At 69.0% G+C, this 20,848-nt stretch carries 22 protein-coding genes and 1 other RNA gene; 5 read left to right on the plus strand and 18 right to left on the minus strand.

From position 1 onward, the window contains the following. The first annotated feature begins 57 nt into the window (after nt 1-57). Nucleotides 58-846 carry an IclR family transcriptional regulator gene (locus YWM_RS0120935; protein ID WP_028852328.1) on the plus strand — a complete coding sequence of 263 codons (789 nt, stop codon included), beginning with the start codon at nt 58-60 and terminating at the stop codon, nt 844-846. 11 nt (nt 847-857) lie between these two features. On the opposite strand, the gene YWM_RS24905 is transcribed toward YWM_RS0120935, so the two are convergent. Further along, nucleotides 858-1,064 carry a hypothetical protein gene (locus YWM_RS24905; RefSeq protein WP_043662104.1) on the minus strand — a complete coding sequence of 69 codons (207 nt, stop codon included), beginning with the start codon at nt 1,062-1,064 and terminating at the stop codon, nt 858-860. Between the two features lie 229 nt (nt 1,065-1,293). Between YWM_RS24905 and YWM_RS0120945 the strand changes: the two genes are divergently transcribed. Then, nucleotides 1,294-1,719: an OsmC family protein gene (locus YWM_RS0120945; protein WP_028852329.1), complete on the plus strand. Its 426-nt coding sequence runs from the start codon at nt 1,294-1,296 to the stop codon at nt 1,717-1,719. A gap of 277 nt (nt 1,720-1,996) precedes the next feature. On the opposite strand, the gene YWM_RS0120950 is transcribed toward YWM_RS0120945, so the two are convergent. The 14 genes from YWM_RS0120950 to mbhE form a co-directional block, all read right to left on the minus strand. After that, a complete protein-coding gene (locus tag YWM_RS0120950; RefSeq protein ID WP_028852330.1) occupies nt 1,997-3,457 on the minus strand; it encodes a glycoside hydrolase family 3 protein in 1,461 nt (486 codons plus the stop codon). A gap of 1 nt (nt 3,458) precedes the next feature. Continuing rightward, nucleotides 3,459-4,286: a carbohydrate ABC transporter permease gene (locus YWM_RS0120955; RefSeq protein ID WP_028852331.1), complete on the minus strand. Its 828-nt coding sequence runs from the start codon at nt 4,284-4,286 to the stop codon at nt 3,459-3,461. After that, the gene (locus YWM_RS0120960; RefSeq protein ID WP_084612581.1) at nt 4,283-5,266 is read right to left on the minus strand and encodes a carbohydrate ABC transporter permease; all 984 of its coding nucleotides are present in this window, start codon (nt 5,264-5,266) and stop codon (nt 4,283-4,285) included. The genes YWM_RS0120955 and YWM_RS0120960 overlap by 4 nt, the downstream gene beginning before the upstream one ends. Nucleotides 5,267-5,274: 8 nt before the next feature. Beyond that, the gene (locus YWM_RS0120965; protein ID WP_043662106.1) at nt 5,275-6,561 is read right to left on the minus strand and encodes an extracellular solute-binding protein; all 1,287 of its coding nucleotides are present in this window, start codon (nt 6,559-6,561) and stop codon (nt 5,275-5,277) included. Nucleotides 6,562-6,659: 98 nt separating this feature from the next. Beyond that, a complete protein-coding gene (locus tag YWM_RS0120970; RefSeq protein WP_043662108.1) occupies nt 6,660-7,808 on the minus strand; it encodes an ROK family transcriptional regulator in 1,149 nt (382 codons plus the stop codon). Nucleotides 7,809-7,856: 48 nt separating this feature from the next. Further along, entirely contained in the window at nt 7,857-9,380 is a 1,524-nt protein-coding gene (locus YWM_RS0120975; RefSeq protein WP_028852335.1) for a PH domain-containing protein, read from the minus strand. Beyond that, on the minus strand, nt 9,377-9,877 hold the full coding sequence (locus tag YWM_RS0120980) for a PH domain-containing protein (protein ID WP_028846808.1): 501 nt from the start codon (nt 9,875-9,877) through the stop codon (nt 9,377-9,379). Before YWM_RS0120980 ends, YWM_RS0120975 begins: the two co-directional genes overlap by 4 nt. A gap of 22 nt (nt 9,878-9,899) precedes the next feature. Further along, nucleotides 9,900-10,232: a cation:proton antiporter gene (locus YWM_RS0120985; protein WP_028846809.1), complete on the minus strand. Its 333-nt coding sequence runs from the start codon at nt 10,230-10,232 to the stop codon at nt 9,900-9,902. Continuing rightward, entirely contained in the window at nt 10,229-10,498 is a 270-nt protein-coding gene (locus YWM_RS0120990) for an MrpF/PhaF family protein (protein ID WP_028846810.1), read from the minus strand. The genes YWM_RS0120985 and YWM_RS0120990 overlap by 4 nt, the downstream gene beginning before the upstream one ends. A 6-nt stretch (nt 10,499-10,504) precedes the next feature. Continuing rightward, nucleotides 10,505-11,014: a Na+/H+ antiporter subunit E gene (locus tag YWM_RS0120995; RefSeq protein WP_051309803.1), complete on the minus strand. Its 510-nt coding sequence runs from the start codon at nt 11,012-11,014 to the stop codon at nt 10,505-10,507. Beyond that, nucleotides 11,014-12,399: a complex I subunit 5 family protein gene (locus tag YWM_RS0121000; RefSeq protein WP_028852336.1), complete on the minus strand. Its 1,386-nt coding sequence runs from the start codon at nt 12,397-12,399 to the stop codon at nt 11,014-11,016. The genes YWM_RS0120995 and YWM_RS0121000 overlap by 1 nt, the downstream gene beginning before the upstream one ends. Then, complete coding sequence (locus tag YWM_RS24910) at nt 12,399-12,851, minus strand: NADH-quinone oxidoreductase subunit K (protein ID WP_052345361.1); 453 nt, start codon at nt 12,849-12,851, stop codon at nt 12,399-12,401. The genes YWM_RS0121000 and YWM_RS24910 overlap by 1 nt, the downstream gene beginning before the upstream one ends. Further along, on the minus strand, nt 12,848-13,315 hold the full coding sequence (locus YWM_RS24915; protein WP_038044552.1) for an MnhB domain-containing protein: 468 nt from the start codon (nt 13,313-13,315) through the stop codon (nt 12,848-12,850). Before YWM_RS24915 ends, YWM_RS24910 begins: the two co-directional genes overlap by 4 nt. Next, complete coding sequence (gene mbhE / locus YWM_RS24920; RefSeq protein ID WP_084612582.1) at nt 13,309-15,597, minus strand: hydrogen gas-evolving membrane-bound hydrogenase subunit E; 2,289 nt, start codon at nt 15,595-15,597, stop codon at nt 13,309-13,311. The genes YWM_RS24915 and mbhE overlap by 7 nt, the downstream gene beginning before the upstream one ends. A 122-nt stretch (nt 15,598-15,719) precedes the next feature. On the opposite strand from mbhE, the gene YWM_RS0121020 reads away from it, so the two are divergent. Continuing rightward, nucleotides 15,720-16,208, plus strand: a complete 489-nt coding sequence (locus tag YWM_RS0121020; RefSeq protein ID WP_028852337.1) for a cation:proton antiporter regulatory subunit — start codon at nt 15,720-15,722, stop codon at nt 16,206-16,208. 172 nt (nt 16,209-16,380) lie between these two features. On the opposite strand, the gene ssrA is transcribed toward YWM_RS0121020, so the two are convergent. The 3 genes from ssrA to YWM_RS0121030 all read right to left on the minus strand — a co-directional run bounded on the left by ssrA (nt 16,381) and on the right by YWM_RS0121030 (nt 18,836). Continuing rightward, nucleotides 16,381-16,754: a transfer-messenger RNA gene (ssrA, locus tag YWM_RS25985) on the minus strand. Nucleotides 16,755-16,821: 67 nt separating this feature from the next. Further along, nucleotides 16,822-17,925 (minus strand): ABC transporter permease, encoded by a 1,104-nt coding sequence (locus tag YWM_RS0121025; protein ID WP_043662111.1) that lies wholly within the window; start codon nt 17,923-17,925, stop codon nt 16,822-16,824. Beyond that, nucleotides 17,922-18,836 carry an ABC transporter ATP-binding protein gene (locus YWM_RS0121030; protein WP_028852339.1) on the minus strand — a complete coding sequence of 305 codons (915 nt, stop codon included), beginning with the start codon at nt 18,834-18,836 and terminating at the stop codon, nt 17,922-17,924. The genes YWM_RS0121025 and YWM_RS0121030 overlap by 4 nt, the downstream gene beginning before the upstream one ends. A gap of 138 nt (nt 18,837-18,974) precedes the next feature. Here YWM_RS0121030 and YWM_RS0121035 point away from each other — a divergent pair, with 138 nt between their 5' ends. Both YWM_RS0121035 and YWM_RS0121040 read left to right on the plus strand, forming a co-directional pair. Beyond that, on the plus strand, nt 18,975-19,670 hold the full coding sequence (locus YWM_RS0121035) for a sensor domain-containing protein (RefSeq protein ID WP_084612583.1): 696 nt from the start codon (nt 18,975-18,977) through the stop codon (nt 19,668-19,670). A 4-nt stretch (nt 19,671-19,674) separates the two neighbouring features. Beyond that, complete coding sequence (locus tag YWM_RS0121040) at nt 19,675-20,832, plus strand: sensor histidine kinase (RefSeq protein ID WP_028852341.1); 1,158 nt, start codon at nt 19,675-19,677, stop codon at nt 20,830-20,832. Nucleotides 20,833-20,848: the final 16 nt, after the last annotated feature.

Below are 20,848 nucleotides of genomic sequence, written 5' to 3' on the forward strand. Positions count from 1 at the left end.
CCCGCGGGAACCGGTAATGTGTCTGGGATACCAGACACCCGCGAACGCGAGAAGCTCATGGGGACGAGCAGTGACGTGCCTGCCCTGCGTAGAGGCCTGGCGATCCTGCGCATGCTCGCCGCGCACGCCGGACCGCAATCAGCCGCCGCGATCGCCCGCCAGCTGGACCTCCCCCGCTCGACGACCTACCACCTGCTGGCTGAACTCGTCGCGGCCGGATTCGTCGTTCACCTTCCGGACGAGCGGCGCTACGGGCTGGGCATCGCCGCGTTCGAACTCGGCTCGGCCTACCTGCGGCACGAACCTCTGGAACGGCTCGCGGGCCCGATCCTGCGCGAGCTGGTCGACGCGCAGGGGCACACCGCGCACCTGGGCATCCTGCACGGCAACGAGTCGCTGTACCTGATCAAGGAACGCCCGGCGCGGCCGGAAACGTTGGTCACCGACGTCGGCGTGCGGCTTCCGGCCCAGCTCACCGCCTCGGGCCGCTGCATGCTGGCCCGCCTGCCACGCGCCCAGGTGCGCGCCCTGTTCCCCGGCAGCCGCGACTTCGTCAAGCGCACTGCGCGCGGGCCGCGCCACCTTGCGGACCTACGCAGGCTGCTCGACCACGAACGACGGCAGGGCTGGTCGGTCGAGGACGGCTTCGTCACGCCGGGATTCGCCTCGGTGGCCTACCCGGTGCTGGACCACTCCGCCCATCCGATCGCCGCGATCAGCATGACGTTCCGCCACGTCTGCGAAGGCGAGCGGCCGTGCGGCGAACAATGGCCGGACCTGGCCGAACCCGTGCGCGATGCGGCGCGCAGGCTGACCGCCCTCATCCGTGGGCGAACCGAGAAGTGAGCCGGACGGGCTCAGCGAGAACGAGCCAGGCTCGGCTCCAGCCCGAGCATCTCGAGAAGTTCGCGGCACTCGACCGCGTCGGTGCTGTGTCCGGCAACAGTGATGACCGCTCTGCCTGCTTCCGCCTCCCGCCGGAGCTGCTCGGCCTGGCGCGCCTGGGCCGAGAAGCCGGTGAAGCTGTTGTGCTCGGTGGGGCGCGAATGCTTGGCCTGCGTCATATCAGCACTCCTTAAGGCACGATGACCGTCGGGATGTGCCCCGATCCTTCGCACCGGTGATGACCGACACAATGCCATTTGCGCCATTGGCACGTTTGCGCCAACGGGTTTCACGTGCCGGAAACATCACGTAACGCTACGCGCCCAACCGGCAAATCTCCAACGAGCCGATCCGGCGTGCCGGCCGTACGGTGAGAAGCGGGACAGCCCACACCGAGAGGAGTCAGCGATGGCTACCGTTCGCACGGCCACCACGCACTGGGAAGGCAGCCTGTTCGAAGGCTCCGGGCGCGTCACGCCCCAGTCGTCCGGCATGAGCCCGTTCGACGTGACGTGGGCGGCGCGGGCCGAGGACCCCGGCGGCCGGACCAGCCCGGAAGAGCTGATCGCGGAAGCGCACTCCGCCTGCTTCTCGATGTTCTTGTCGAACGTGCTGGCTCAGGCAGGCAACCCGCCGCAGGCGTTGGACACCACCGCGGACGTGACCTTCCAGCCGGGCGAAGGCATCACCGGCATCAAGCTGACGGTGCGCGGGACGGTGCCCGGGATGAGCGAGGACCAGTTCCGCGAGGCCGCCGAGAACGCCAAGGAGAACTGTCCGGTGAGTCAAGCGCTGAAGGCCACCCCCATCACGCTCGAGGCTTCGCTCGCCTGAGCTGCGGGCGCGCGAGTTTCCCCTCACCTGAGCCGAATTCCCGGGCACGGCACGGGGGCGCTCGATGCGTTCGCCCGCCTGGGTCGGCTCCCCATCGCGACGGGCGCTTGATGCTTCCGCCCGCCTGAGCCGGCCTCCGCCACGACGGGCGCCCGAGACTCCCCCGCCCGGATCGAGGTCGGGACTTACCGCCAGCGCGCGGGTGCAGGGATCCCCCGATCGAGGTCGAAACTTCCCTCCACCGGACACTCGGGCGCCGCGCAGGGGATCGCGCGAGTCAGTCGACCATCAGCCGGCACGCCGCCTCGGCGGTGACCCGGGACGCCCCGTAGGCCAGCACGTAGTGCTCGCCCAGCACGTTCGACGGCGTACCGATCCCGTGGTCGACCACCACCAGGTCCGGCCGCTCGGCTCGCGCCGCCTGCACCGCGCGGACCTGCCACGGCAGGCGCCGCGCGTCCCGGACGCACATCACCACGCGGCGGTCCGGGTGATCCGCCAGCACGCGTGACACGTCGCTGTCGTCGGTGGTCAGCCGGACGACCTCGGTGCCGGGGAGTTTGGCCGCCAGCAACGCCCCGACCCCCCACGGAACGTCGCCGGCGGCCACCGACGGCCCGTCCCACAGCTCGAGCACCAACGGCGGAGCCGTCAGCGTGACCTCGCCATGGGCACGAACCGCCTGCTTGGCGGCAATACTCGCCGCGGGCAGCGAGTCGCGCGCCTGGTCGGCGTTCCGGCACCACTGCGCCAGCGCGCGCACCCGGTCGGCCGCCTCGGTGAGCCGGTCGCGGGACAACCTGCCCGACTCGACGGCGTCGACGATGGCCTCGGCCATCTGCTCGACCCGACCGGGCTCGACCGTGTCACCCCCCACGCACAAGGCATCCACTCCGGCCTGCAACGCCCGCACGCCCGCCTCGGCGTGGCCGATGGTGCGGCTGATCGCGTGCATGTCCAGACCGTCGGTGATCACCACGCCGTCGAAGCCCAGCTCCTCGCGCAACAAGCCGGTGATGATCTCGCGCGACAGCGTCGCCGGGGAGTCCGGATCCACGTCGGGCACCACGATGTGCGCGGTCATCACCACCTTGACGCCTGCTTTGATGGCCGACCGGAACGGCGGCAACGCATGCCGTCGCACCTGCTCCAGCGAGTCGCGCAGCACCGGCGTGGTCAGATGGCTGTCCTCCTCCGTGCCACCGTGGCCCGGGAAATGTTTGGCGGCCGCGGCGACACCTTGCCCTTGTTGACCGAGCACCCAAGCGCCGACATGGCGGGCGGCGAGCTCCGTGTCAGGGCCGAATGCCCGCACACCGATCACCGGGTTGCGCTCGTCGGCGTCCACGTCGGCGACCGGCGCGAAGTTCACGTCGATGCCACAGGTGCGCAGCCGAACGCCCAGTTCGGCGGCCACTCGCTGAGTCAATGCCACGTCGTCGATCACGCCGAGCGCCGCGTTGCCGGGCAGCGACGACCCCTGCGCCGCATCCAGCCGGGTGACGTCCCCGCCCTCTTCGTCGATGGCCACCAACAGGTCCGGACGCGCGGCACGCAGCTGTCCGGTCAGCTCCGCCACCCCGAGGTCACCCCGCCGTGGGTCGACGTTGCGGCCGAACAGCACCACCCCGCCCAGCCCCTCGGCGGCCAGCCGGACCACCCAGTCGGGCGGCTCGAAGCTGCCGATGAATCCGGGGAACAGCGTTCCCAGTGCGAGTTCACGCAGGTCAGATCGCATGTCAGCCCTTCACCGCCCCGGACACCAGGCCCGCGGTCATCCGCCGTTGCACGATCAGGAAGAAGATGATCACCGGGACGGCGATCAGCGCGGAGCCGGCCATGATGCCCGCCCAGTCGTCGACCCGGTTGGCCTCGGTGAACGTGCGCAGCCACAGCGGCAGCGTCATGTTCTCCGGTCGCGTCATCACCACCAAGGCCAGGGAGAACTCGTTCCACGCCTGCAGGAATCCGTACACCGCCGCGGCGGCCAACCCGGGGGCGAGCAGCGGCAACGTCACCCGCACGAACGCCTGGGTGCGGGAGCAGCCGTCCACCATGGCGGCTTCCTCCAACTCGACCGGCACACCGTTGACGAACCCGCGCAGCAGCCAGATGGTGAACGGCAGCAACGTGGCGATGTAGAGCAACGACAAGCCGCCGACGGTGTTCAGCATGTCCCAGGCGTCCAGCTGCTTGAACTGGGAGATGAACAAGCCTTCGGCCGGGATCATCTGGATCACCAGCACCGCGATCAGAAAGCTGCGCCTGCCCCGGAACCGGAAGCGGGACAACGCCAACGCGGCCAGGAACGCCAGCACCAACGCGACCCCGATGGTGATCAGCGTGACGACCATGCTCATCTTCAGTGCGCTGAAGAAGCCGCCGCTGAACGCCCGGTCGTAGGCGTCGACCGTGCCGTCGATCGGCACGAACGTGGGGGTCTCGCTCTGGATCCGGTTGATCGGCAGGAACGAGCTGTTGATCATCCAGTACACCGGGAACGCCCAGACCACGGCCAGCAGCACGGCCACGGTGGACAGCAACCAGCGACGCCTCGATCGGATCATGACGCGGCCTCGTCCTTCAGCAGAATCCGCACGTAGTACAGGCTCAGCCCCACGGTGACCAGCAAGATGAACCACGAGGCCGCGGCGGCCAGCCCGAACTGCCCCTCCCCGATGCCGAGCCGGTAGATGTAGGTGCCGATCAGGTTGGTCTCGCGCGTGATGCCCCCGGCGTCCTGCAGCACGAAGATCTGCGTGAACACCTTGAGGTTCCAGATGATCTGCAGCAGGCCGACGATGAGCAGCACCGGCCGGATCATCGGCACGGTCACCATGCGGAACCGCTGCCACCCGCTCGCGCCGTCCAGCTCGGCGGCTTCCAGCACGTCGGCGGGCACCTGGGTCAGCCCCGCGTAGACGGTGAACACCACGAACGGCACGCTCATCCAGACGACCACGATCCCCGCGACCACGAAGAACGACATCCGGTTCAGCAGCCACGAGTGGCCGGCGAAGTCGTCGAACCCGAGATTGACCAGTAGCCAGTTGACGATGCCGTACTGCGAGTCGAACAACCACTGCCACACCGTCAGTGACGCCAGGTGCGGCATCGCCCACGCCAGCAGCAGCGCCACCTGCAGGGCCAGCCGCGGTGTGCGTCCGATGCGGGTCATCAACATGGCCAGCGCGATGCCGATGACCATGCACACCGCCGACACGGCCAGGCAGAACAGCACCGAGCGCAGCAACACCGTCCACAGGTAGCCGTCGCCGAGCAGCTGGGCGTAGTTGTCCAGCCCGACCCACTCCGGCTCCTGGCCGAACTGCTGCGCCAGGCCGTACTCCTGGAACGACATGATGACCTGGCGGACGAGCGGGAAACCCAGCGCGGCCGCGAGGACGATCAACGTCGGAAGCAGGAACGCGTACGGCAGGAGGCCGCGCCTGCGCGGGTCACGCCCTTGCTGCACGCGGGGAGCGGGCCCGCCCTGCGTCGGGGGCGGGGCGGGCCGCTCCTCGGTCACCGCGGGAGGTGCGGACATGTCAGGCACTAGTCCTTGGCGAGTTGACCGGTGATGGCTTCGTCGGCCTTCTTGGCCAGCGCGGCCACGTCACCGCCTTCGGCGATGCCGACGAACAGATCCTCCAGAATGCGCGCGCCCTCCACCGAGGCCCAGCCCTTCGCGGCCGGGGTCAGCTTGGCGTTGGACACCGCGTCGATGGTGGCCTTGGCGAACTCGTCGTCGCCCAACTTCTTGGCCAGCGAGACCTTCGCCGGGGTCAGGCCGTGCTCGGCGTACTGGCTCTGGAACTCGTCGGACAGCATCAGCTCGACCAGCTTGCGGGCCAGGTCCTTGTGCGCGGACTTGTTGGACACCGCGATGTTGGACCCGCCGAGCAGTACCGGCGCGGGCTCGCCGTTCGAGCCGGGCAGCGCGAACACACCGATCTTCTTCACCATGTCCGGGCAGCCGGTCTTCTTGTCCTCGAGCGTGCCCTTGAACCAGCCGGGCCGCAGGGCCATGGCCACCTTGTCGGCACAGAACGGCGTCTGCGGGTTGGCCTCGTTCCCGTCCCGCGGGGCGCCGGAAGCCTCCTTGAACAGCTCGCTGACCAGCTGCAGTCCCTTCTGCGCCTCCGGCTTGGACAGCGCGCCGACCCACTTGTCGCCTTCCTGCACCGCCAGGTCACCGCCCGCGTCCCACACGAAGGCCACCCCGTCACGCCAGTCCTGGCCGGGGAGCCAGAAGCCGGAGAAGCCGGGCACGTCGGCGTTGTCCTGCTTGAGCTTCTTGGCCGCCGCGACGAACTCCTCCATCGTCTTCGGGACCTCGATGTCAGACTTGGCGAACAGGTCCTTGCGGTAGAACACGTAGGCCGAGCCCGCGTAGAGCGGTACCGCGTAGGTCTTGTCGTCCACGCTGCCCGCTTCCACGAAGCTCTCCAGCAGGTCGTCGCCGCCCAGCTTGGGCACCAGGTCGGTGATGTCCGCGAAGGCACCGACGTTGGTGAACGTGGCGGCCTGCGTATTGCCGACCTCCACCACGTCCGGTGTTTCCTTCGGGCTGCCCAGCGACGTGGTGAGCCGTTCGACCAAGCCTTCCCACTGCTGCTCCTCGATGACCAGCTTGGAGCCGGGGTTCTGCTTCTCGAATTCGGTCTTCAGCCACTTGCGCATGGACTCCGGGGTGTCGGGACCGTTGATCCACAAGCGGATCGTCGCCGGCCCGGACTTCTGCGGCACCTCGGCTTCACTGCTACCGCCGCCGTCGCCGCACGCGGTCATGGCCAGTGTTGCGGCGGCGAGGAGTGCGGTGAGGACACGTGTTCTGGCCACGTCGGACCTCCAGGTCGAGGAAATGAAAGGTTTCCTTCCAGTGGGTGGCTACCACTGTAAAGTTAGTTTTCAGTTTCGGATGTCACGGTTGTATAACGTCAGGCGAACAGGCCCTGCCGGGCCCGCTCGACGGCGGCCAGCACCGCGCCACGCAACACCGGCTCCTCGACCTCGGTCGGCACCACGCGCGGGTGCACGGGCGCGATGTGCCGCACGCCGCCCGCCAGCAGCTCGCACAGCGGCTCACCGCCGGTCGCCCCGATCTCGCCGGAGAGGATGACCAGCGCCGGGTCGACCACCGCACAGACCGCGGCGACACCCAGGGCAAGCCGGTCGGCGAACACCCGCAGGAACGACTCGTTGCCTCCTTCCACGGCCATGCGGACCGCGGTCGCGGCGTCCGGCGCGTCGATGCCGTGGTCGGCGGCCAGTTCCATGACCGCGCCCGCGCCGACCAGCCCCTGGAATGCGCCTTCCGCGGGCCGGTCGACCCGAGCCCGCGACGTCACCCCCGGCATGGGCAGGTAACCGATCTCGCCCGCAGCACCCGTGGCCCCGCGGTGCAGCTGACCACCCAGCACGACGGCCAGACCGACACCACGGCCGACCCACAACAGCACCAGATCGGCCACGTCACGTCCGGCTCCCTCGACACGCTCGGCCACGGCGGCGAGGTTCACGTCGTTCTCGAACGTCAGCTCGCAGCCGAGATCCGCGGCCAGCACCTCCCGCAGCCCGCGATGCCACCCCGGCAGGTCGAACGACAGCTCGATGTCACCGGTGGCCGGATCGACCACACCGGGCATACCGATCACGACCTGGTCGACCGCCGCCAGGTCGAGACCCGCCTCCCCGGTCACCTCCGCGACGGTTTCGTGGATCAAGCCCTTCGGATCCGTCGCGCCGTTCACCGGCCGCCGCACCCGGGCAACCACGGATCCGGTGACGTCGGCGATCGCGACCTGCGCGGAGTCCGGGTTCAGGTCGACCCCCACGCTGTAGGCGCAGCCGGGACGGACCGCATAGACCTCGGCACTCGGGCCGCGGCCCGCCGAGCGCGTGCCGACCACCTCGACCAGCCCCCGCTGTTGCATCCTGGCCAGCAACTGTGACGCGGTGACCTTGGACAGCCCGGTGCGTCTGCCGAGCTCGACGCGGGTCAGCGGGCCTTCGGTGAGCAAAAGTTCGAACGCGCTGCGATCGTTGATCGTGCGCAGCAGGCTGGGCGTAGCGGGGCGGGCGGCCACGGATGCTCCTAGTAGGAAACAGTCTTTCCAGTACCGGGCAAGCGTAGCTCAGTCGCGCACCACAAAGGGATCGAGAAGCTCGGGAACCACTCGGCCGGCTACGCCGAGCGCCTCGGCGGCATCGGCATCGTAGGCGGTGAACGCGCCCGAGCCCGCCCCCGTCGTGGCGGTGAGATCGGCCAGGCCGAGGCGTCGCTGGAACGGCGACTGCCGCACGGTCACACCGATGATCCCGCTGCGCCGCAACGCCGCCGTCCGTCGCGCCAGGACGCCGTAGCGGACCAGCAGATAGTCCGCGGTGTGACCGTGGCCGAGGTTGCGGTAGTTCTCGATCGCCACGAACAGTGCGCCCGGGAGCAGGACGAGCGCGCTGATCCACGCCACGTGCAGCAGGATCGACGTCACCGTGAGGCCGATGACGACCAGGACGGCCTCGACGACGGCAACGGCGGCGACCGCCCAGACCAAGCGTCTGCGCAGCGCGGCTCGCGGGTGGCCGGTGATGTCCGCCGTCGTCGGTGACTCGGGTTCGCGGAGGATCTCCGCCGCGACGCGCTGGGCGATCTCCCGCGGCGCCTCGGGCAGCAGAACTTTGGTGTCCTCCCCTGGTTGGTCCGGCTTGTTGTCCCGAATGCCGGTCGCCACCGCTTCCAGCCGTCCGCCGCCGAGCAAGCGAGCGCCGTACGGTTCCACCAGCTCCACACCGCGCAACCGGTCCTCGGCCAACGACAGCGACCGATGGATGAGCAGCCCGCGGCGAACCTGGAGCGTGTCGCCGGTCCGCTGCAACCGGAAGTTCCACCACGCTTCCACGCCGAACGCCAACGACGCGACGAGCCCGACGACCAGGACGACTACCACGGCGAGGGGGATCACCGTCCACAGCGACAGCTCACGGATCAGCTCCGCCGCCTGGCCGAGGACGGAGTCGCGAAGGCCGAACCAGTCGGTGATCTGCCAGGCCACACCGCAGGCGGCAACGCCGAGCACGCCGGGCCAGATGCTCACGGGCACGTAGCGGAGCCAGCCGAGGTCGAACTCGGCGAGCACCGGCGGTGGTTCGCCGACGGGTTCGTCGCTGTCCACGGTGGGCGCGGGCCGAGTGAGCAGGTCGTCCCGCAGCATGTCCGCGAACGAACGGCTGACCGCGTCCAGGGTGAGCTGGCTCCCCTCGGACTCGGCGTGCTCGCCCGTCCCGATGTGCACCTTGGCCACGCCGAAGACGCGGTACAACGGGTGGGCGTGGACGTCGACGGTGCGGATCCGCTCGCGGTGCACCGCGCGGTGTTGCCGCCGCAGGATCCCGGTGCGCAGCTCGACCTTCTCGTCGGTCACGCGGAACCAGGTCTTGCGGATCCGCAGGTAGTCGTAGAGCACTACGGCACCGACGACCACGACGACGCCGGCGAGCACCAACAACAGCACCAGGGGCACCGGCAGGGCGTCGTTGTTGATCAATCCGCTGGTGACCGGTACACCGATCGCGACGCAGACACCCAGCATCCCGGCCGTGGTCACGCCGAGCGTGCGCTTGTCCAGCTTCTGCCAGGCGATGTCTTCGGCGTCGGTCACGTCGCGTCTCCCGGGGTGGCCTGCGCGATCGCGGTCAACCGGGCGACGAGGTCGGCGGCAAGCTCATGGTCCAGGCCGTCGATCTTGATCGCGCCCTTGGCCGACGCCGTGGTGACCGTCAGCGTGGACAACCGGAACAGCTGCTGCAGCGGACCACGGACGGTGTCGACGGTTTGGATCCGGGACATCGGCGCGACGCGCCATTCCTGCCACAGCCACCCGGACCTGGCGTAGACGGCTTCGTCGGTGCTCTCCCAGCGATGCACGCGGTAACGCCAGCGGGGCATGATCAAGACGTACGGGATGCCGACCACCAGCGTCGCGACGAGCGCGGCGACCAGCCAGGGCCGCGGCTCCTCGAGCACGGCCGCGAGCACACCGAGCACGACGGCGACCGGCACGACGTCCAGCAATGCCCGCACGGTCCACCAGGTCACCGCACGCCGGTCCACCAGATTCTTGGGCGCACGCAGCCGTAACGATTGTTCCCCAGGCACGCTGCGAGGCTACCGCACGTGATCAGCTCTCCGTCGTCTTGTCCTCCGCGCTTTCCTGGGCTTTCCGCGCGGTGCGGCGCCGGTGCGCGGTGCGCGCGATCGCGTGGCTGGACACCGGCGACGTCAACGCGACGAACACGATGGCCAGCGCGGCGAACGTGATGATCCGGATGTCCTCGGTGGCGATCGACGAAGCAAGGATGCAGATGATGCCCGGGCCGGTGGCCAGGCCCTGCGCGTGCAACTGCCCGAGGACGGTGGGCAGGCGCAGGACACCCAGCACGCTGATGGTCAGCAGCACCAGCCCGATCAGCAACAGCAGACCACCGACCACCTCGAGCACGATCGAGATCATCCGAACGGACCTCCCTGGTCGAGGTAGCGGGCGGCGGCGACGGTCGACACGAACGACAGCAACGCCAGCGCCACCGCGGCATCGAAGTAGAACGGCTGACCGCGCAGGTAACACAGCAGCGCCAGCAGCGCGATGACGATGATCGCCAGCAGGTCCAGCGCCACCACGCGCTGCAGCACGTTCCGGGCGCGCACCAGCGCGACGCCACCGGCGATGAGCAGGAACGTCACCCAGAACAGCGCGGGAACGACGATGAAGTCAGGCACGGCGGATCACGGGAACACGCGGCGTTGCCGCCGTCGGTAGGTGTCGAGTTGCTCGGCGACCACCGCGTCCGGGTCGGTCGCGTCGATGACGTGCAGCAGCATGCGTCCCTTCTCCTCGTCGATCTCGACGACAACGGTGTCCGGCACGAAGCCGACCCGGACTCCCCACGCGGCGGCGGACTGCGGCCCGCCGTGCGGCGGGATCGGCACCTCGACCAGGTCCGACTTCGCCACCTCGCGGCGGATCAGCCACCGCGCTGTCTTCCACGTTCCGGTGACCAGGTCGATCAGCGTTCCGCCGATCAGCGCGGGCACGCCGGCCAGCCTGCGCGGCAACGGGGTCTGCGACCGGGTTCGGATGATCCCGACGTTGCGGCCCGCCAGCACCAGGGCCGTCGCCAGCAGCACACCGACGAGAATGTCCGCCGGGTCGATGCTGGTCAGCACCATCAGGTAGATCGCGGTGAGCACCACGATCCGCACCACCGGCCCGAGGATTCCTCCTTGTTTGCCCATCACGACGCTCCCGGGCTGGACGACGTCAACGACTCCACCGCTTGCCCGCTCAACGCCAGCAGCGGTTCCGGCCACAACGCCCCGGCCAGCACCAGCACCGCAAGCCCCGCAGCGATCAGTCGCTGCGGCAGCGGGCTGGCTTTGGCCTTCGCAGGATCGGCTCGCCAGAAGCAGCGCTGATAGACCTGGAACATGTAGACCAGCGACAGCGCGCTGCCTGCCACCAGGAGGACGATCAAGGCGGTGCTGTCGGCCAGGATGCCGGTCCGGAACAGCTCCAGCTTGCCGACGAATCCCGCCGCGGGCGGCACCCCGGCCACACTGAGCGATCCGATGGCGAAGGCGCCGGCCACCAGCGCGCCACGCACTCCGGAGGCCAGGAACAGCAACGCCTTGTTCAGCGAGTTGACCACGCTGTACAGCACGGCGGCCACCAGCCCGACCGGCCCGGCCACCCCGAGCGCGACCAGCACATAGCCGACCTGGCCGATCGCCGAGTAGGCCAACATCTCGGCCACGTCACCACGGGAGACGGCGAGCACACCGCCGTAAAGGATCGACACCGCGCCGAGGATGATCAGCGCCAGGCCCGCCTGTTCCAGCTGCTGCGGAAACAACCCTGCACCGAAGCGCAGCAGACCGTAGGCACCGATGTTGGCCACCGCGCCGCTGAGGATGGCGGCCACCGAGGGGCGCGCGCCCGCGTACACGGTCGGCAGCCAGAAGTGGAACGGGAACAGGCCGAGCTTGACACTGAACGCGATGAAGAACCCGGTCGCGATCAGCAGCACCGCGTTCGGGTTGACTTCCAGCATCCGCTCGGCGATCTGCTCCATCGCCAGCGTTCCGGTCACCCGGTAGGCACCGGCCACCGAGAGCACGAAGATGAACGAACCCAACAGGTTGACCGCGGTGAACACCAGAGCCGCACGCAGCTGCCGTCGCTTGCCGCCGTATGCGCTGAGCGCGTAGGAGGCGGTCATGGCCAGTTCGAAGAAAACGTAGAAGGAGAAGATGTCAGCGGTGACGAACAGGCCGTTCAAGCCGGCGGCGAGGATGACGACCAGGCCGGGGAACGTCCTGGTGCGCACACCGCCGACCGACTCGTAGGCGGCCGCCGCGGTCACCACCAACACCGACAGCAGCGCGAAGGTCACCCCGAGCGGGTCCGCCTCCAGCACGATGCCGATGCCTTCGGGCCAGTGGCCGGTCACCACCCGGACGTTGCCGTTGCCGTACACCTCCGCGGCGAGGAACGCCAGCACGACCAGCGTCGCGACCAGGGTGGACACGGCGAGCCAGGCGACCGCGCGGTTGCGGCCGTTGGCGATCAGCAGGACGGCTCCCGCGACCCACGGCAACAACAGAGCGATCGACAGCAGCATCAGCGCACCCGCCCCAGCTCTTCGTGCTCGATGGCCTCCGCGTCGTCCTCCTTGGCGCCTTCGACGCCCTCGACCTCTTCCCGGTCGGCCTGCCGCTTGCGCTCGAGACGGGCCTCGACCTCGGCCTCGGTCGCGGCCAGCGCATCTTGCTCGGAGGTGCGGAAGACCACCACGACGCGGTGCACCATGGCCAGCAGCAACGCCACCGTCGCCAGCCCGATGACCAGCGCGGTCAACGCCAATGCCTGCGGCAGCGGGTCGCTCGGGTCGTCATCCGGCCCGACGTGGATCACCGCCTGCCCACGGTTGAGGCTCGAGGCGATGATGGTCAGCACCGCCGCCTGGGAGATCAGCATGATGCCCGCGACCATTCGCACCAGGTCCCGCTTGAGCAGCAGGTAGGCACCGGATCCGAACAACACGGCGGCGGCCAGCGCGAAGGCGATGATCATGACTTCTCCTCTCCGCGCAACCGGCCGAACTGGTGCAACAACATCACCAGCACGCCGACCACCAGCAGGAACACGCCGATGTCCATCAGCAGCTGGGTGAACAGTTCGAGCTTGCCGAACTTGGTCAGCGGCTCGCCCGGCGCCGGCTGATGCGACACCGGTTCCTCGCCGTACACCAGCGGGAAGAAACCACTGGCCAGCGCCAGCAGCAACCCGGTGACGGCGATCTTGGGGGCATGCCGCAGCACCGGCAGCACGGCTTCCGCGCCGTCCGCACCGACCGCGACGTAGGTCAACGACACCGCGAGCGCGACGATCACGCCGGCGGCGAACCCGTCCCCGACCTCCGCGTAACCCTTGACGATCAGCGCCGCGGCCACCATCACGCTCGGGGCAGGCAGCATGCGCGCGACGACCCGGACGACCGAGTCCGGGGCCGCGCCGCGCCCGCTACGCCTCACCATGTCTTCCCCCTGCGCATCAGCGTGGCCACACCGATCACGGCGACCAGCAGCACGGTGATCTCCACCAGCGTGTCCAGGCCACGGAAGTCGGCGACGATGGCGGTCACCACGTCGCCGCCATGTGCCTCCGGAGCCAGCCGGATGTGGTCGTCGGACACACTCTCGGCGGCCGGTTTGGACAAGAAGCCCCACACCGTCACGAAGGCGGCGAGCCCCGCGATCGATCCGGCGACCACGTCACGCCTGCGACGTTTCTTGCGCACCACCGAGCCCCGATCCTCGTCGGGTTCTTCCTGCGGCAGCCGGGCGAGCGCGGCGACAAACACCAGCGCCAGCATCGTCTCCACCATCACCGCCACCAGCGCCACGTCGGGCGCGCCGATCAGCGCGTACACGGCGGCCAGCGCGAAGCCGACGACCGACAGCGCGAGCGCGATCGCCAGTCGCGACCTGGAGCGCGCGATCACGAGCGTGACGACGGTGATGAGGCCGAGCAACGGGAGGATCACCCAGTCGGCGCCGCTGACGTGCCCGAGCGCGAAGGCACCGTCCGTGGGCGTCGCCGCGAAAGCCAGGCCGACCAGCAAACCGGCGGGCACCAGCACGGCAGCGATGCTGCTGCGCAAATCACGAACCTCGAGCCCGTGCACTCCGGCAGACGCTCGGTCCAGACCGTGCAGCATCGCTTCGTAACCGCGGCGGGGACCGAACAGATCACCGGCACGCGCCAGGGTCCGGGACAGCACAGTGGTGAGTCTCGGCGCCGCCAACAGCAGGCCGCCCAGGGTCCACGCGGCGATCGCCATCAGGTTTTCCGGGCTGAGCTCGAGGTGGTAGCCGGGATCGACCTCCACCGGCCTGCCTGCGGTCACCTCGCCCGCACTCGCCGCCAGCCGGGCGAACGGCTCCGTCACCAGCCCGCCCACGACGGTCACCGCGGCGAGGAACGCCACCGGCGCGACCATGACGACGGACCGCTCGGTGACCTGACCCTTCTCGGCGCCGAGAAACAGCGTGACCCAGAAGCGTCCGATGTAGGCAAGGGTCAGTGCGGCAGCGACCACGGCCAAAACGGTGGTGACGCTCCCTTCCTCCCAGGCCGCGGCGAAGAACAACTCGTCCTTGAAGAACCCGATGGTCAACGGCAACGCAGCCAGTGAAGCGGCCGCCACCGCGGAGGCCACGGCCAGCACCGGCATGCGCCGCCCGAGACCGCCGAGTTTCGACAGCCGATCCTCGCCGGTGGCCATGGTCACCGCTCCGGCCGTCATGAACAGGGCGCTCTTGGCGACGGCGTGCGCCATCACGTAGAAGGCGGCGGCGCCGTTGCTCGTGCTGCTGCCCATGCCGTACAGCAGCACCATGTAGCCGTACTGCGAGATCGTGGAGTAGGCCAGCACCTGCTTGAGACGGTCGCGCCGCAGCGCCAACACGCCGCCGACGACGATCGACAAAGCACCGATCACCAGCAGGCCGGTCATCACCAGTTCGCTGCGTTCCAGCAGCCGGTGCACCCGGCCGATCACCAGCACGCCCGCCGCCACCATCGCCGCCGAGTGCAGGTAGGCGGACACGGGGGTGGGCGCCGCCATGGCGCGCGGCAGCCAGAAGTGCAACGGGACCTGGGCGCTCTTGGCCAGTGCCGCGACGGCGATCAGGGCGGCCGCGACCGTCGTGGTTTCCGACGGCCCGACTCGCTCGATCAGCTCGGGGATGGCGAACGTGCCGTACGCGGCGTACAGCAGGACCGCGCCGATCAGCATGGCCACCGCGGAAACCACCGTGACCAGCAGCGCCATCACCGCCGAGGTGCGCGCCTTGCTGTCGGATCGGTCGAAGCCGATGAGGTAGTAGGAGCACACCGCGGTCAGGTCGAAGAACACGAAGACCAGCACCAGGTCCTGGGCCGTCGCCAGGCCGACCATGGCCATCGCGAACAGCAGCATCCAGGGCCAGAACCGCCAGCGTTCGACCGCGCCGCGGCGCTCGTGCTCCAGATGCAGCGTCATGTACCGCGTGCCGTAGGCGAACACCAGCGCGCCGATCCCGGTGGCCAGCAAGCCGTAGATCGCGCCGAGCCCGTCGAGTCGGAAGCTCAGATGCAGGTCGAGGCTCGGCGCCCACGGCACGGAGAACCCGTCTCCGCCTGCCAGCCAACCGACCAGACACGCAAAAAATCCGACCGCCGCCGTCGCGCACGCCACCCAGCCTGGCCAGTCCGGCGTCAACCGAGGTGCCGGCGCCGCCTCGTCGCGGGCCGCTCTACCGCGATCGAGGGCCACGGGGCAACTCCTCCCGGTCGGTAGCACGGTCTGAATGCAAACTACGTGATCGACTCGATCTCGGCAGCAACAACCCGCCCCCGCTGTTGCCGCCGTCGCACCACTGTGTCAATGTCGGCCATATGGACGTCGAGGTGCGCAGGCGGGATTTGCCAGGACTGGGAAGGCAGTTCGAGATCGAGTGCGACGACGGCTCTCGGCTGGCCGTCGTGGTGTTGAACAACGGCGCACGGCATCTCTACACGTTCGACCCGGGCGCCGAGTCGGCCTCCGGCGTCATCAAGCTCGAGGAAGCGTATGCGCGCACGCTGGGCGCGGTCCTGGCCGGGGTCTACTACGAGCCGATCGGTGACAACGAGGAAGCGCCCGCGGTGCTGGGCGAGGTCGCCATCGACTGGCTGACCATCCGGGCGCAAAGTCACCCCGCAACGGTCGGCGAGCTCGTCGCCCCGGATCACCCGACCGCGTCACTGGTCGCGGTCACGCGCGGCAAGAAGACCGTCATGAAACCCGCCCCGGAGGAGAAGCTGGAGGTCGGCGACCAGGTGTTGGTCACCGGTCACCGCTCCGACATCGACGCGATCCGCGCCAAGGTCACCGGCACGGACTAGTCCTCGCGCAGCGCCCGCCGGTTGATCTTTCCGTCAGGGGACTTCGGAGACGACGGCACGCGGAGCTCGTGCGCGCTCCATACCTGGGCAGCGTCGACGCGCAGCTGTGTGCGTCGAACCCGCCACACACGACGAAGGCCCCAGCCCGCCAGTGGCGGAACTGGGGCCCCATCGGTGGAGGTGCCGGGAATCGAACCCGGGTCCTCTGTCGCCTCACCAGGGCTTCTCCGTGCGCAGTTCACTGTGCCTCTACTCGGCCCCACCGGTCACGTGAACAAGCCGGTGTGACGGGCCCAGCCGCTGTTGATGTCCCGTCGCGCGTCCGCGGCCGACCCGCGACGGTGAGCCTCCTCGCTGATGCCGGCTACCGGGACGGAGGCGCTCCCGGGCCGACAGACTTCGCGCTCGCTCAGGCAGCGAGGGCGAAGTCGCGCTGACTACTCGTCTTGGCGCTTATTGGTTTACGACGACGCTTAACGGTGGTCTCTCGCCTGCACCGGCACGCTTCCCCTGGATCAACGCCCAGAGTCGAAACCGTTCACCCCCTTCAACACCTGTCGAGTGGGTCAACGCATCGAGTGTAACGTCCCCGGCCAGCGAATTGTTCCCCGCGTCAGGCGTCGTCCCAGGTGAACACCCGCGACGCGATGAAGCCGACCACGACGGCGAAGGCGATCAGCACACCACACGGCAGCAGGATCGCCTCAAGCCCTTGGCCGCGCACCAGCACCGCGCTCAGCCCGTCGTTCAGATGCCGCATCGGCAGGACCATCGACACCGCCTGGAGCCACTCCGGCGTCTGGTCGATCGGGAAGAACGACCCTGACAAGAACGCCATCGGCAGAACCACCAGGTTGGCCGCGCCGGAGGCGGACTCCTCGGTCTTGCTGAACGACCCGACCAACATGCCGATGGCGAAGAAGGCCAACGTGCCCAGCGCGACCAGCGGGACAGCCAAGTACCACTGACCGGACAGCTGCAGCCCGAACACCGGAAGCAGCGCCAGCGCGATGAACACGAACGCCTGCACGAACGCGATCCCGATCGACACCGTCAGCCGTGAGCTGAGGATGGCCAGCGGCGACACCGGCGCCAGCCGCAATCGGCGCAGCACCTGGTTCTTCCGCCACACCACCAACGTCAGCGCCGAGCCGAACACCGCGCCCATCGCCACGGCCCACGCCAACAGACCCGGTGTCAGGTACTGGATCGGCTCCAGCGACGAGTCCTCGACCTGCTGCGCGTCCACCGTGAACCGTGGCTGGACGTTGGCGGCCTGCATGTTCGCGTTGTTCACCACGCCGTCGACCAAGCCGTTGATCACGCCCGCGCTCGCCTGGTTGCTGGCCGCGTAGCGCACCGTGACGGTGTCCCCGTCGACCGCGACGTATCCGGGCACGTCGCCTTCCTGCACCGCGGTCAGCGCGGCGTCCTGGCTGTCGAACTCGGTGATCTCCACCGCGCCGGTCTTCTCCAACGCGGTGATCACCGGCCCGTCGCCGACCACTCCGAGCTCGGTCTTGTTCTCACCGCCGTCGTTGAACAGCAGCCCGAAGATGACCAAGAACATCAGCGGGAACAGGATCGTCCAGAACAAGGTCGCCCTGTCCCGGATGAACCCCTTGAACGCCGCCCGCGACAACGCTTTGAACGAGTGTGACGACGACGGCGTCTCGGTCCTGGCCTGCTGACCGACGTCCTCATTGGTGACCGTCATGCCCGGTACTCCCTCCCCGTCAGCTCGAGGAAGACGTCCTCGAGCGTGGCCGTCCGCACCTGCAGGCCGTCCAACGCCTGCCGCTCGGCCAGCGCGGTGAGCACCGGAGCTGGGGTGCGTGTGGTGATGGTCAGTGAGATCTCGTCGGTGTCGACCGACTCCGCGCCGGGCAACCGACGGGCCTCCTCCTCGGGGAGGATGCCCGGCGTCAGGCTCACCCGGGTCGCCGCGTCCAGGTCACGCACCAGCGCGGCGGGCGCGTCCAACGCCAGGATCTTGCCGTGGTCCATGATCGCCACGCGGTCGCACAGGGTCTCAGCCTCATCCATGTAATGCGTCGTGTAGATGATGGTCTTACCCCGCGCCTTGATCTCCCGCAGGACGTCCCACAGGTTGCGGCGCGACTGCGGGTCCAGGCCTGCGGTCGGTTCGTCCAGGAACACGATGTCCGGATCGTGCACCAGCGCACAGGCGATGGACAGCCGCTGTCTCTGGCCACCGGACAACTTGTTGTCCGGGGTGTTGGCCTTCTCGGCCAAGCCGACCATTTCCAGCATTTCCATCGCGCGACCGGGCGGGCAGCCGTACAGATCGCCGAAGGTCTCCAACTGCTCGCGGGCGGTCAGCTTCTCGAAGAACGCCGATGCCTGCAGCTGCACGCCGATGCGCGGCAGCAGTCGCACGTTGCGTGGCCACGGGGACTCCCCCAGCAGCCGGACGGACCCGGCATCCGGCTTCCGCAAGCCCTCCGATATCTCCAACGTGGTGGTCTTTCCGGCCCCGTTGGGACCGAGGATGCCGAAGAACTCCCCCTGTCGAACGGAGAACGACACTCCGTTCACTGCGCGCACGTCGCCGTAAGCCATATGGATGTCTTCGACGACGAGAGCATCACTCGGATGATCAGTCATGGACTGATTCTCCCCGCCCGGATATATCCGGCATATACCGGGCTATCCCGGTATTTCTCCCATGGTGGGGTCAGCCCCACCATGAATCGGCCCGCGCTCCGCATGGTCCCTGGTCACGCCGTCGGACAGGCTGAAGACATGACTCCGACAGCCGTGACCACCCACATCGACGATGCCGGCCGGACCACCACGCGTATCGAGTACCACGGCACGATCGGCCGGCCACCCGTGTTCGGTTCGCTGGCCTACCTGCTGCTCAGCTTTCCGCTCGGCGTCGCATGGTTCGTCACGCTGGTGACACTGCTGGCGGTCGGCGCCAGCACCGCGATCGTCTGGGTCGGGCTACCCGTGCTGGCGACGGCGATCGTCCTGTGGCGAGCCGGCGCCCAACTGGAACGCGTTCGGGCCCAGGCCCTGCTGAACACCGTCATCGCCGACGGCCGCCGAGCCCTGCCCGAAGGTCCGGCGAGCAAGCGCTGGGCGGCGCGGGTGCGGGATCCGCAGAGCTGGCGTGACCTGCTCTACCTGTTCCTGCTCTTCCCGCTGGGCATCGCCGAGTTCGTGCTGATGGTCGTGCTGTGGGGCCTCAGCCTGGGACTCGTCACGCTGCCGATCCACTACCGCTGGATGCCCGACGGTGTGTGGATCCTCCCCGGCTGGACCGACGGCCCGTTGTTCGTCGTCGACTCGTTCGTCGACGCGTTGCCGGTGGCCGCGCTCGGTGTGCTGCTGCTCGGCGTCACCGTCCGGTTCACCCAATGGCTGGCAGGCACCCATGCGCGGTACGCACGCCGGCTGCTCGGCCCGCGGGAGCGCGACGCGGTGGCAGGATGACGGCATGAGCCTCGCGCAAGAGGCGACCAGCCCATCGCGGCCGGGGGTCCTGCGGGCGATCACGTTCATGATCGCCAGCTTTCCCGTGCGCATCGCGCAGTTCGTCGCCATCGTCGTGTTCGTGGCCTTCGGGGTGCCGACCACGCTGATCTGGGTCGGCATTCCGGTGCTCATGATCGCCACCGGCATGGTGCGCTGGTTCGGCGACGCCGAACGCCGCTGGGTGTCACGCATGCTCAACCGCGAGATCCCCGCGGCCGAGCGGGTGCCCACCGAAGGCGGTCTGCTCCGCCGCTGGTTGATCCGGCTGTCCGACCCCACCACGTGGCGGGACCTCGCCTACGTACTGCTGATGCTCCCGATCGGGATCCTGGAGTTCGTGCTCGGGGTCGTCGGCATCGTGATCGTGCCGATCGGCCTGTTCGTGGTACCGGCCGTCGGGTGGCTGCACGCGAACCTGGCCTACGCGCTCCTCGGCCCGGACAAGGCGCGCCGTGCCGAGGCCCGCGCACGCCGGCTGCAGGCATCCCGAGCGCGCGGCATCGACGCGGCCGAGGCGGAACGGCGCCGCATCGAGCGGGACCTGCACGACGGCGCCCAGCAACGGTTGGTGTCGGTGGCGATGAACCTCGGCCGGGCCAAGACGAAGCTGGACTCCGATCCGGAGGCCGCCCGTGCGCTGCTGGACGAGGCGCACTCCGACGCCAAGCGCGCGGTTTCCGAGCTCCGCGATCTGGCCCGCGGGATCTACCCAGCGGTGCTCGGTGACCGTGGACTGGACGCCGCGTTGTCCGCGGTGGCAGCGAAAGCTCCGGTGCCGGTACAGGTCGAAGTGCAACCGGAGCTGGTCACCAACCGCCCGCCCAACGCGGTGGAGACCACCGCCTACTTCATCGTCGGGGAGGCGTTGACCAACATCGCCAAGCACGCCAGGGCCTCCAGGGCCGAGGTCGCGGTATGGAGGGAGGACGACAAGGTCGTCGTGCAGGTGACCGATGACGGCTGTGGCGGGGCGGAGTTCCGCCCCGGCGGCGGACTCGCCGGGCTTGCCGACCGCGCCGCCACCATCGACGGCGTCGTGACGGTGGTCAGCCCGACCACCAGCAGCAACGGCAGCGGACCCGGGACCGTGCTGCGCGCTGATCTGCCCTGCACGTGGTGATCACCGCTACAGTTCC

The sequence above is a fragment of the Thermocrispum municipale DSM 44069 genome (assembly GCF_000427825.1).
In the GTDB taxonomy this organism is placed as follows: domain Bacteria; phylum Actinomycetota; class Actinomycetes; order Mycobacteriales; family Pseudonocardiaceae; genus Thermocrispum; species Thermocrispum municipale.